Annotated in this window: 11 protein-coding genes and 1 pseudogene; 6 read left to right on the top strand and 6 right to left on the bottom strand. The window is 61.2% G+C overall.

Translation table 11 applies throughout. The annotated features are described in order from the left end of the window. Window positions 1-199: pseudogene (locus ACNFCJ_RS23645) on the top strand (IS4 family transposase); the annotation flags it as partial. A gap of 45 nt (window positions 200-244) precedes the next feature. Here the strand turns inward: ACNFCJ_RS23645 and ACNFCJ_RS23640 are convergent. The 5 genes from ACNFCJ_RS23640 to rplU all read right to left on the bottom strand — a co-directional run bounded on the left by ACNFCJ_RS23640 (window position 245) and on the right by rplU (window position 3,884). After that, window positions 245-706 carry a CreA family protein gene (locus ACNFCJ_RS23640; RefSeq protein ID WP_013717057.1) on the bottom strand — a complete coding sequence of 154 codons (462 nt, stop codon included), beginning with the start codon at window positions 704-706 and terminating at the stop codon, window positions 245-247. 9 nt (window positions 707-715) lie between these two features. Next, a complete protein-coding gene (proB, locus tag ACNFCJ_RS23635; protein ID WP_416773841.1) occupies window positions 716-1,834 on the bottom strand; it encodes a glutamate 5-kinase in 1,119 nt (372 codons plus the stop codon). An 81-nt stretch (window positions 1,835-1,915) separates the two neighbouring features. Next, entirely contained in the window at window positions 1,916-3,136 is a 1,221-nt protein-coding gene (gene cgtA / locus ACNFCJ_RS23630; protein WP_416773840.1) for an Obg family GTPase CgtA, read from the bottom strand. A gap of 142 nt (window positions 3,137-3,278) precedes the next feature. Next, window positions 3,279-3,536, bottom strand: a complete 258-nt coding sequence (rpmA, locus tag ACNFCJ_RS23625) for a 50S ribosomal protein L27 (RefSeq protein WP_003240427.1) — start codon at window positions 3,534-3,536, stop codon at window positions 3,279-3,281. A gap of 36 nt (window positions 3,537-3,572) precedes the next feature. After that, window positions 3,573-3,884 carry a 50S ribosomal protein L21 gene (gene rplU, locus ACNFCJ_RS23620; protein ID WP_004424548.1) on the bottom strand — a complete coding sequence of 104 codons (312 nt, stop codon included), beginning with the start codon at window positions 3,882-3,884 and terminating at the stop codon, window positions 3,573-3,575. A gap of 246 nt (window positions 3,885-4,130) precedes the next feature. Here rplU and ACNFCJ_RS23615 point away from each other — a divergent pair, with 246 nt between their 5' ends. Next, on the top strand, window positions 4,131-5,099 hold the full coding sequence (locus tag ACNFCJ_RS23615) for a polyprenyl synthetase family protein (RefSeq protein ID WP_416773839.1): 969 nt from the start codon (window positions 4,131-4,133) through the stop codon (window positions 5,097-5,099). Window positions 5,100-5,247: 148 nt separating this feature from the next. Here the strand turns inward: ACNFCJ_RS23615 and ACNFCJ_RS23610 are convergent, their stop codons facing one another. Further along, the gene (locus tag ACNFCJ_RS23610) at window positions 5,248-6,006 is read right to left on the bottom strand and encodes an SDR family oxidoreductase (protein ID WP_416773838.1); all 759 of its coding nucleotides are present in this window, start codon (window positions 6,004-6,006) and stop codon (window positions 5,248-5,250) included. Between the two features lie 252 nt (window positions 6,007-6,258). On the opposite strand from ACNFCJ_RS23610, the gene ACNFCJ_RS23605 reads away from it, so the two are divergent. From ACNFCJ_RS23605 to groL, 4 genes are all read left to right on the top strand, one after another. Continuing rightward, complete coding sequence (locus ACNFCJ_RS23605) at window positions 6,259-6,993, top strand: HugZ family protein (protein ID WP_416773837.1); 735 nt, start codon at window positions 6,259-6,261, stop codon at window positions 6,991-6,993. Between the two features lie 64 nt (window positions 6,994-7,057). Then, entirely contained in the window at window positions 7,058-7,507 is a 450-nt protein-coding gene (locus tag ACNFCJ_RS23600) for an FxsA family protein (RefSeq protein ID WP_036999047.1), read from the top strand. 293 nt (window positions 7,508-7,800) lie between these two features. Beyond that, entirely contained in the window at window positions 7,801-8,094 is a 294-nt protein-coding gene (locus ACNFCJ_RS23595; RefSeq protein WP_013717065.1) for a co-chaperone GroES, read from the top strand. 48 nt (window positions 8,095-8,142) lie between these two features. Further along, window positions 8,143-9,789, top strand: coding sequence for a chaperonin GroEL (groL, locus tag ACNFCJ_RS23590; RefSeq protein WP_416773836.1), 1,647 nt, complete (start codon window positions 8,143-8,145; stop codon window positions 9,787-9,789). Window positions 9,790-9,963 lie beyond the last annotated feature (174 nt).

Raw genomic sequence — 9,963 nt, 5'->3', positions numbered from 1 at the left:
CTGGGCGATTCTGGGCTTCTTGAACGGGGTCTCTTTGAATCATCCAGGCAACATCCCTCGCTACCTGGCCGAACTACAGGCCTCGGCCATGCACTACGTCCTACCTCATCGTCGTGAGGATCGCAGTTATCCGCGAGCGGTCAAACCCAAGCCGTCCAAGTATCCGACCAGAAATAAAAATGCCAGTCAGCTTAACTGACTGGCATTAGCCCCTCGGGGCGGTTTTTTATGGGTGCCGTTCGAGCTACTGCTGCCCCCACGGCAGGATCGGAATGGCCGTCACCGCATTCTGCGGGCTGCCTTCGATCACCCGGTCGCTGTAGACCAGGTACACCAGGGTATTGCGCTTGGCGTCGAAGAAACGCACTACCTGCATGGTCTTGAACACCAGCGACGTGCGCTCTTTGAACACCTCTTCGCCATCCTTGAGCTTGCCCTTGAATGCAATGGGGCCGACCTGGCGACAGGCGATGGAGGCTTCGGCGCGATCCTCGGCCAGCCCCAAGCCACCCTTCACGCCACCGGTCTTGGCGCGTGACAGGTAGCAGGTCACGCCCGCCACCTTGGGATCATCGAAGGCCTCGACGACGATCTTGTCGTTCGGACCGACCCACTTGAACACTGTAGAGACTTCGCCGATGGTTTCGGCCAGTGCTAGGCCGGGCAGCATCAGTAGCCCCAACAACACTCCCTTGAACGGACGCATACATGCTCCTTAGACGAGGATCAGATTGTCGCGATGCACCAGCTCTGGTTCATCCACGTACCCCAGCAGCCCCTCGATGGCATCGGACGGCTTGCCGATGATCTTCTGCGCCTCCAGTGCACTGTAGTTGACCAGGCCACGTGCCACTTCGCGGCCGTCCGGAGCGACGCAAACCACCATTTCGCCACGACGGAAACTGCCCTGCACCGCCTTCACGCCCACCGGCAGCAGGCTCTTGCGATCCTGGCTCAACGCCTTCACCGCACCAGCATCCAGCACCAGGGTACCGCGCGTTTGCAGGTGGCCGGCCAGCCATTGCTTGCGCGCCGCCAGCAAGCCGCGCTCGGGAGCCAGCAGCGTGCCCAGGCGCTCGCCGCCCTTGAGGCGGGCCAGTACCTGCTCGATGGCGCCGCCGATGATAACGGTATGCGCGCCGGAGCGCGCAGCCAGACGCGATGCACGCAGCTTGGTCTGCATGCCACCACGACCCAGTGCGCCACCGACACCACCAGCCACTGCATCCAGCGCCGGATCATCCGCACGGGCCTCGTGAATCAGCTTGGCATCGGGATTGTGCCGCGGGTCGGCATCAAACATACCATCGCGATCGGTGAGGATAACCAGTAGATCGGCCTCGACCAGATTGGCCACCAACGCAGCCAGGGTGTCGTTGTCACCAAAGCGAATCTCGTCAGTGACCACCGTGTCGTTCTCATTGATCACCGGCACCACGTCGAGATCGACCAGAGTGCGCAAGGTGCTGCGCGCGTTCAGGTAGCGTTTGCGGTCGGACAGATCATCATGTGTCAGGAGAATCTGTGCAGTACGGCGGCCGTGCTCGGCAAAGCTGGACTCCCAGGCCTGCACCAGCACCATTTGACCGATCGCGGCGGCAGCCTGCAGCTCGTGCATCGCACTAGGTCGGCTGGTCCAGCCCAGGCGGCTCATACCGGCCGCCACAGCGCCGGAGGACACCAGCACCAGTTCCACGCCCTGCTCACGCAGCGCGACCATCTGCTTGACCCACACCGCCATGGCCGCACGATCCAGGCCACGCCCGTCAGCGGTCAGCAGCGCACTGCCGATCTTCACCACCCAGCGCCGCGCGCCGGTCACCTTGTCACGCATGATCTTCCAACCTTAGCCAGAAAATGATGGGGTCCACCCCACCTACAAAAACGCCGCAATTAAGCGGCGTTGGAAATTTGCTTAATCCCGGACGTAAATGATTTCCGGGCCATCGTCGTCTTCTTCGTCGAGGAAGTCATCGTCCTCGTCGATATCGTCGACACTGCGCACACCGGATTTACGCAGCGCGCGCTGATCGTCCAGCGCCTGCAGACGGGCACGCGCCTCGTCTTCGATGCGCTGATCCAGCTCGGCCAGCTCTTCGGCGAATACCGGGTCCTCGGCGATGCGCTCGGCACGCACTTCCAGGTAATGCATGATGTCGCGGCTGATGCGCTCGGTGCCGTCGCGGCTGATGGCCGAGACCACATAAACCGGCCCCTGCCAGTTCAGGCGGGCAACGATATCGGCCTTGCGCGCCTCGCGCTCGTCTTCGGGCACCTGGTCCATCTTGTTCAGCACCAGCCAGCGATCACGCTCGGCCAGCGCCGGGCTGAAGCGGCCCAGCTCGTCGATGATCACCTGTGCAGCCTCGGCCGGATCGCTCTCGTCCAGCGGCGCCATGTCCACCAGGTGCAGCAACAGGCGGGTACGCGCCAGGTGCTTGAGGAAGCGAATACCCAGGCCAGCACCGTCGGATGCGCCTTCGATCAGCCCCGGAATGTCGGCGACGACGAAGCTCTTGAAGCGATCAACGCTGACCACACCCAGGTTCGGCACCAGGGTGGTGAAGGGGTAGTCGGCGACCTTCGGCTTGGCGGCGGAAACCGCGCGAATGAAGGTGCTCTTGCCGGCATTGGGCAGGCCGAGCAGGCCGACATCGGCCAGCACTTTCAGCTCCAGCTTGAGATCACGCGACTCGCCCGGTTTGCCCGGCGTAGTCTGCCGCGGTGCGCGGTTGGTACTGGATTTGAAGCGGGTGTTACCCAGCCCGTGCCAGCCGCCCTGGGCAACCATCAGGCGCTGCCCGGCCTTGACCAGATCGCCGATCACTTCCTGAGTGGCGACATCGATCACCGTGGTACCCACCGGCACCGGCAGGATCAGGTCTTCACCCTTGGCACCGGTGCAGTCGGTGCTGCCGCCCTTCTCGCCGTTTTGCGCGTGGAATTTGCGGGTATAGCGATAGTCGATCAGGGTGTTGAGGTTTTCGTCGGCCTCAAGGAATACCGAGCCACCGTCGCCACCGTCACCGCCGTTGGGGCCGCCCTTCTCGATGAACTTCTCGCGGCGGAAGCTCATCATGCCGTTACCGCCGTCACCGGCTTTTACAAAAATCGAAACTTCATCGACAAATTTCATGGTTATGCCTCCCGCCTCATCTGCGGGCTAGGGGAACGCTTGCCGGATCATCCAGAACTAGCGGATCTGGCAAGCGAACCAAAGATACACAAACAAAAAAGCCCCGTCCTATGCGGACAGGGCTTTTCCAGCGCGTAGGCGATTAGGCCTGGACGACGCTCACGTAGCGACGGCCGAAAGCGCCCTTCACTTCGAACTTGACCACGCCTTCGATTTTAGCGAAGAGGGTGTGGTCTTTGCCCATGCCCACGCCGAAACCCGGGTGGAACTCGGTGCCGCGCTGACGAACGATGATGTTACCGGCCTTGATGACCTGACCACCGTACATTTTCACGCCAAGGCGTTTACTTTCGGAATCGCGGCCGTTACGGGTAGAACCGCCAGCTTTTTTGTGTGCCATGAGTCAATACTCCTATAAAGGATCGGGGCCGACGAATCAGGCCTGGATACCGGTGATTTTGATCTCAGTGAACCACTGACGGTGGCCCTGACGCTTCATGTGGTGCTTACGACGGCGGAACTTGATGATGCGCACTTTATCGTGACGGCCTTGCGACACGACTTCGGCAACCACTTTAGCGCCGTCTACGACCGGAGCGCCGATCTGAACGTCGTCGCCATTGCCGATCAGCAGAACACGATCGAAAGTCACGGCTTCGCCGGTAGCGACTTCGAGCTTCTCGATCTTGAGGAATTCGCCTTCGGTGACTTTGTATTGCTTGCCACCAGTAACAATTACTGCGTACATGGTAAATCTCCGTTGATCCTGCTCACCCAGCGCTTTAGAAAAATCGTTATTGGCTGGCATGGCTGCTTGGGGCCGGAAGTGACACCCTTGCAATTGCGTAAGGCAGGGAAATGCCCAGGGGGAAGTTCAGGGTGCGCGATTGTACGCAAGCGCCGAACGCTTCGCAAGGGGCGCCAGTGCTTGCCTTGACAGCCCCTACCCTGCCACCTAGCATGCCGCGCAACCTCACAGGAGCACCAGTCGCCGATGCAACCCCAGGCTTTCTACCGCGTGGTAGCGGACGATTTCACCGCCGTCGATGGCATCATTCGCCAACAGGTGGTTTCCCGCGTGCCGCTGGTGGAAAAGATCGGCGACTATATCATCTCCGCTGGCGGCAAACGCCTGCGCCCGCTTCTGGTGCTGCTCAGCGGTCGCGCGCTGGGTTACCAGGCCGACGACCTGCGCCTGCTGGCCGCCACCATCGAGTTTCTGCACACTGCCACCCTGCTGCATGACGATGTGGTCGACATGTCCGACATGCGCCGCGGGCGCAGCACCGCCAACGCCCAGTGGGGCAACGCACCAAGCGTACTGGTGGGCGACTTCCTTTATTCACGCTCGTTCGAAATGATGGTCGAGCTCGGCTCCATGCCCGTGATGAAGATTCTCTCCCAGGCCACCCGCGTGATCGCCGAAGGCGAAGTGCTGCAGCTGTCCAAGGTGCGCGACGCCAGTACCACCGAAGAGACCTATATGGAAGTCATCCGCGGCAAGACCGCGATGCTGTTCGAGGCCTCGACTCACGCTGCCGCCGCCCTGGCCGAAGCCAACGAGGCGCAGCGCGAGGCCCTGCGTACCTTCGGCGACCATCTGGGTATCGCCTTCCAGTTGGTCGACGACCTGCTCGACTACAAGGGCGATGCAGCCGAGCTGGGCAAGAACGTCGGTGACGACCTGGCCGAAGGCAAGCCGACCCTGCCACTGATCTACACCATGCGCGAAGGCACCGAAGAACAGACTGCTCTGGTACGCCGCGCGATTCAGAAAGGCGGCATCGAAGACCTAGAAAGCATCCGCGCCGCCGTGGATGCCGCCGGTGCTCTGGAGTACACCGCACAGCTCGCGCGCGACTACACCGAACGCGCCATTGCCTGCCTGGAAGTGCTGCCGGCCGGCGAATATCGCGATGCACTGATCGAGCTGAGCCGTTTCGCCGTCGCTCGTACGCATTAAGAGCAGCGGTGCGCACGGCGCACCCTACGGAAAGTCGCGCGCATCATGCCCGTAGGGTGTCGCGGGGCAGCCTAGGCCGTGCGCACCAGCTGCCAGAAACGAAAACGCCCCGAACCAGTCGGGGCGTTTTTCGTTCAGGCCTGGCGGATTACAGACGCAGGCCGCCGTCCAGCTCCAGAATACGACCGGTGTAGTAGTCGTTCTCCAGAATGTAGGCCACCGAGTGGGCGATCTCGGCCGGCTTGCCCATACGCTTGAGCGGAATACCCGAGGTCATCTTCTCCAGGGCTTCCGGCTTCATGCTGCCGGTCATCTCGGTCTCGATGAAGCCCGGCGCTACGCCTGCGACGCGAATGCCGTAACGCGCCAGTTCCTTGGCCCAGACCACGGTGTCGGCCGCGACACCCGCCTTGGCAGCGGAGTAGTTGGCCTGGCCCATGTTGCCCGCGCGGGAAATGGAGGAGATGTTGACGATCGCACCCTCGTTCTTCAGCTCGATCATCTTCGCCGCCACTTCACGGGTACAGAGGAACACGCCGGTCAGGTTGACATCGATCACCGCCTGCCACTGCGCCAGGCTCATCTTGGTCATTTCGCCATCCTTAACGCGGATGGTCAGGCCATCACGCAGGATGCCAGCATTGTTGACCAGGCCATTGATTGCGCCGAAGTCATCGGCAACCTGGGCGACCATATGGGTCACCTGCTCTTCATCGGCAACGTTGCACAGATAGGCACGGGCGTCGCCACCGACAGCCTTGCAAGCGGCCACGGCTTCGTCGAGTTTTTCCGCGTTCAGATCGACCAGCGCCAGCTTGGCGCCCTTGGCCGCCAAGTACTCACCCATGGCGCGGCCCAGTCCCTGGCAACCGCCAGTGATGATGATAACTTTGTCTTTAAGTTGCATCGCTTTATCCCCTCAAGGTGCAGCATTTACCGACCCCGCTGATGCCCGCTAACCGCTATGCTAGGGCGTCTGTCCGTTTCTTAGAATCTGTTCACGGTCTTGCGAGCTAGAGCGATACAAGGCAAAAACAGGCGAGGAAGCGCAGTTTACGAGTTGTAAATGAGCATTCCGAGCCTGTTTTTAACGCAGTAGCGCCGACGCGCAGCTGATCGTGAACAGGTTCCTACAGATTCTTTGCGAGGAGTCATATAGGTGAGCGTGAAAGCCGGCAAGCATGCACGAGAATTGCTGCTCAAGGAATACCGTGGCGTGCTCAGCACCCACTCCAAGGCCATGCCGGGTTTCCCTTTCGGATCGGTGGTGCCTTACTGCCTGGACGCCGAGGGCCGACCGCTGATCCTGATCAGCCGTATCGCCCAGCACACCCATAACCTCGGGCAGGACGCCAAATGTTCGCTATTGGTCGGCGAACGTGGCGCAGAGGATGTGCAGGCGGTCGGCCGCCTCACTTTGCTCGCCGAAGCACGACAGTTGCATGACGAGAGCGAAATCGAAGCGGCCGCACAGCGTTATTACCGCTTTTTCCCCCAGTCGCGCGACTACCACCGGGCGCATGATTTCGATTTCTGGCGGCTGGAACCGGTGCGCTGGCGCTTCATCGGCGGCTTCGGGGCCATTCACTGGCTCGACCAGGTAAACCTGGACAACCCCTTTGCGACGGACGGCAGCGAAGCGAGCATGGTCGAGCACATGAACGAAGACCATGCCAAGGCCATTGCACATTACGTCGAACTGGCCGGCCTGCCGCAACACGAACCGGCGCAAATGGCCGGCGTCGACACCGAAGGCTTCCACCTGCGCATCGGCCAGAGCCTCTACTGGCTGGCCTTTCCAACATCCTGCAACAACCCGGGGCAAGTACGCGAAGCCCTGGTAACACTGGCTCGCGCCGAGAGCTGGCCGACCAGTGGTGCGCCTTCAGCTTGAATTCAGGCCATCACCCCATACTTAACTCCTACTGGAAGCCCACTTCCGCCAAGGACCCACTGAAATGCGCGCCTTTTTGTTTCTCTTCCTGCTGTTCCCGATCATCGAGCTGGCCCTGCTGATCAAGGTCGGCAGCGCGATTGGCGTGCTGCCCACCCTGCTGCTGATCATCGGCACCGCGATTCTCGGCAGCGTGCTGCTGCGCGTCGCCGGAGTCGCCACTGCCTGGCGCGCCCGTGAAAAACTCTCGCGTGGCGAGCTGCCCGAGCAGGAAATGCTCGAAGGCCTGCTGATCGCCGTCGGCGGTGGCCTGCTGCTGTTGCCGGGCTTCATCAGCGACATCTTCGGCGTGCTCTGCCTGATTCCGTTCACCCGCCGCCTTTTGGTTGGCAAGATTCGCCGCCGTGCCGAGGAGCAGGCCCTGCGTCAGCGCGCCTTCTTCGATGACCAGGCCGCCCGCTCCGGACAGACTCGCCCCAACGTGCTCGAAGGCGAGTACGAGCGCCGCGACTGATCCCTACAGTTCTGCAGGAGCCGGCTTGCCGGCGAGCCCTCTCTGGCTGATCGCCGGCAAGCCGGCTCCTACACACGTTCGCCCCTCCCTGCAGCGCAAAAAATTTCACCCCCGCCCCTTGAAATGCCCTTGCCCGCCCACATGTAGCAGTCACCGCAAGGTGCCTGCCCTCTGAGGCAGTCCAACTTTCGCGGTGCGCCCAGCGTGCCGCACCCGGCCTAGCCGGATTTTACAAACCCGCCGACCACTCAAGAGTCGGCAAGTTGGCCATCAATTGTTAGGAGAGATCGACAATGAAGCTTCGTCCTCTGCATGACCGCGTCGTGATCCGTCGCAGCGAAGAAGAGACCAAAACCGCAGGCGGCATCGTGCTGCCGGGTTCGGCCGCCGAGAAGCCGAACCAGGGTGAAGTCGTTGCCGTCGGTACCGGTAAGGTTCTGGATAACGGCGAAGTCCGTCCGCTGGCCGTCAAGGTCGGTGACAAAGTGGTATTCGGCCCTTACTCCGGCAGCAACACCGTCAAAGTCGACGGCGAAGACCTGCTGGTAATGGGCGAGAACGAAATCCTCGCTGTCATCGAAGCCTGATTCCCACGAATCTCCGTTTAACCTTCAAAAATTTGAGGACTGATCAAAATGGCTGCTAAAGAAGTCAAGTTTGGCGATTCCGCCCGCAAGAAAATGCTCGTTGGCGTCAACGTACTGGCCGACGCCGTCAAAGCCACCCTCGGCCCGAAAGGTCGTAACGTGGTTCTGGCCAAATCCTTCGGCGCCCCGACCATCACCAAAGACGGTGTTTCGGTTGCCAAGGAAATCGAACTGAAAGACGCCTTCGAAAACATGGGCGCCCAGCTGGTGAAAGACGTTGCCTCCAAGGCCAACGACGCTGCCGGTGACGGCACCACCACCGCCACCGTTCTGGCTCAAGCCATCGTCAACGAAGGCCTGAAGTCCGTCGCTGCCGGCATGAACCCGATGGACCTGAAGCGCGGCATCGACAAGGCCACCGCGGCCATCGTTGCTCAGCTGAAAGACCTGGCCAAGCCGTGCGCTGACTCCAAGGCCATCGCCCAGGTAGGTACCATCTCCGCCAACTCCGACAGCTCCATCGGTGACATCATCGCCGAAGCCATGGACAAGGTCGGTAAAGAAGGCGTCATCACCGTTGAAGAAGGCTCGGGCCTGGAAAACGAACTGTCCGTCGTAGAAGGCATGCAGTTCGACCGCGGCTACCTGTCGCCGTACTTCATCAACAAGCCGGACACCATGGTTGCCGAGCTGGAAGGCCCGCTGCTGCTGCTGGTCGACAAGAAGATCTCCAACATCCGCGAACTGCTGCCGGTTCTGGAAGCCGTTGCCAAGGCTGGCCGTCCGCTGCTGATCGTGGCTGAAGACGTCGAAGGCGAAGCGCTGGCTACCCTGGTCGTCAACAACATGCGCGGCATCGTCAAAGTAGCAGCCGTCAAGGCTCCGGGCTTCGGCGACCGCCGCAAGGCCATGCTGCAGGACATCGCCATCCTGACCGGCGGTACCGTGATCTCCGAAGAAGTTGGCCTGTCCCTGGAAGGCGCCACTCTGGAGCACCTGGGTAACGCCAAGCGCGTTGTGCTGAACAAGGACAACACCACCATCATCGATGGCGCTGGTGCTCAGGCCGACATCGAAGCTCGCGTTGCGCAGATCCGCAAGCAGGTCGAAGAAACCTCTTCCGACTACGACAAAGAGAAGCTGCAAGAGCGTCTGGCCAAACTGGCCGGCGGTGTTGCCGTGATCAAGGTTGGCGCTGCCACCGAAGTCGAGATGAAAGAGAAGAAAGCCCGCGTTGAAGACGCCCTGCACGCTACCCGCGCAGCCGTCGAAGAAGGCGTGGTACCTGGCGGCGGTGTAGCCCTGGTACGTGCCCTGCAAGCCATCGACGGCCTGAAAGGCGACAACGAAGACCAGAACGTCGGTATCGCTCTGCTGCGTCGCGCTGTCGAAGCGCCGCTGCGTCAGATCGTAGCCAACGCCGGCGGCGAGCCGAGCGTAGTGGTCGACAAGGTCAAGCAAGGTTCCGGTAACTTCGGCTTCAACGCTGCTACCGATACCTACGGCGACATGATCGAGATGGGTATTCTCGACCCGGCCAAGGTGACCCGTTCGGCCCTGCAAGCTGCTGCTTCCATCGGCGGCCTGATGATCACCACCGAGGCCATGGTTGCCGAAGCGGCTGACGACAAGGCTCCGGCCATGCCTGATATGGGTGGCATGGGCGGTATGGGTGGCATGGGCGGCATGATGTAAGCCGACCGGCTCCCACGCAGCACAAAAAACCCCGCGCCCGTCGCGGGGTTTTTTATTGCCTGCCGCTATTCTGCACCAGGAGCACAAATCCTTATAAATCAGAAGGTTATGCAAGCCTCCATTCGTGAGGCTTGCAACCTATCGTTTCCGCGTTAGACTCGACACTGGTTACTT

Source organism: Pseudomonas sp. NY15364, assembly GCF_048068235.1.
In the GTDB taxonomy this organism is placed as follows: domain Bacteria; phylum Pseudomonadota; class Gammaproteobacteria; order Pseudomonadales; family Pseudomonadaceae; genus Aquipseudomonas; species Aquipseudomonas mendocina_D.
This window is presented reverse-complemented; position numbering and strand designations above follow the sequence as displayed.

Bases quoted from the DNA above. Each gene is read 5' to 3' on its own strand.
- ACNFCJ_RS23640 (WP_013717057.1), bottom strand. From the start codon at position 706: ATGCGTCCGTTCAAGGGAGTGTTGTTGGGGCTACTGATGCTGCCCGGC.
- proB (WP_416773841.1), bottom strand. From the start codon at position 1,834: ATGCGTGACAAGGTGACCGGCGCGCGGCGCTGGGTGGTGAAGATCGGC.
- cgtA (WP_416773840.1), bottom strand. From the start codon at position 3,136: ATGAAATTTGTCGATGAAGTTTCGATTTTTGTAAAAGCCGGTGACGGC.
- rpmA (WP_003240427.1), bottom strand. From the start codon at position 3,536: ATGGCACACAAAAAAGCTGGCGGTTCTACCCGTAACGGCCGCGATTCC.
- rplU (WP_004424548.1), bottom strand. From the start codon at position 3,884: ATGTACGCAGTAATTGTTACTGGTGGCAAGCAATACAAAGTCACCGAA.
- ACNFCJ_RS23615 (WP_416773839.1), top strand. From the start codon at position 4,131: ATGCAACCCCAGGCTTTCTACCGCGTGGTAGCGGACGATTTCACCGCC.
- ACNFCJ_RS23610 (WP_416773838.1), bottom strand. From the start codon at position 6,006: ATGCAACTTAAAGACAAAGTTATCATCATCACTGGCGGTTGCCAGGGA.
- ACNFCJ_RS23600 (WP_036999047.1), top strand. From the start codon at position 7,058: ATGCGCGCCTTTTTGTTTCTCTTCCTGCTGTTCCCGATCATCGAGCTG.
- ACNFCJ_RS23595 (WP_013717065.1), top strand. From the start codon at position 7,801: ATGAAGCTTCGTCCTCTGCATGACCGCGTCGTGATCCGTCGCAGCGAA.
- groL (WP_416773836.1), top strand. From the start codon at position 8,143: ATGGCTGCTAAAGAAGTCAAGTTTGGCGATTCCGCCCGCAAGAAAATG.